The 870-nt window shown below is 67.4% G+C and carries 1 protein-coding gene; it reads right to left on the bottom strand.

Going from position 1 to position 870, the window contains the following annotated elements:
• Positions 1 to 763, bottom strand: a 763-nt coding sequence (locus tag HHX33_RS34700; protein ID WP_259403178.1) for an ABC transporter permease, incomplete at its 3' end; no start/stop codon positions are given.
• Positions 764 to 870 lie beyond the last annotated feature (107 nt).

The raw sequence follows: 870 nt of genomic DNA, 5'->3' as shown, positions 1-870 counted from the left end.
GCCGCTGCAGCAGCACGGCGGCGACGATGATGACGCCCTTGGCGACAAGCTGGTCGGCGGTGTTCAGCCCGTTGAGGATGAACAGGTTGGTGATCACCGTGAAGATCAGCAGACCCAGGATCGAGCCGATGATCGTGCCCCGGCCACCGGTCAGCAGCGTGCCACCGATGATCACCGCGGCGATCGCGTCCAGCTCGTACAGATCGCCGTGCGTGGAGGAACCCGTCGTGGTCCGCGCCATGATCAGAACCGCCGCGATCCCGCAGCACAGCCCCGACAGCGCGTACAGCATCAGCGTGTGCTTCCGCACGTTGATACCGGCCAGCCGCGCCGCCTCGGGGTTACCGCCGACCGCGTAGGTGCGCCGCCCGAACGTCGTGCGGTTCAGCACCAGCCACCCGATCAGCACCACCAGCGCGAACACATAGACCAGCAGCGGCAGCCCCAGCACCCGCGTCGTGGACAGATCCACGATCATCGAGTTGTCCGGCTGCACCAGCTGCGTCCGCTGGTTCGACATGCGCTGGGCCAGACCCCGCGCGGCGACCAGCATCGCGAGCGTCGCGATGAACGCCACCATCCGCCCGTAGGCGATCAGGAACCCGCTCAGCAGTCCGGCGCCGGTGCCCACCAGCAGCGCGCACACGATCATCACGACCGGCCCGTAGGCCTGGGTGGCCAGCGTGGTCGCCCATACCGACGCCAGCGCCATCACCGCACCGACCGACAGGTCGATCCCGCCACCGATGATCACAAAGGTCATCCCGACCGTGATCACTCCGATGGTCGAGGCCAGCGCCAGAATGCTCACCAGGTTCGAGGACGTGGCGAAGTTCTCCGGGCGGGTCACCAACCCCACGATCGCCAGCA

Source organism: Microbispora sp. H10670 (assembly GCF_014161385.1).
Taxonomy (GTDB): domain Bacteria; phylum Actinomycetota; class Actinomycetes; order Streptosporangiales; family Streptosporangiaceae; genus Microbispora; species Microbispora triticiradicis.
Note: the sequence above shows the minus strand (reverse complement) of the source record. Positions and strands in the feature narration are given on the sequence as shown.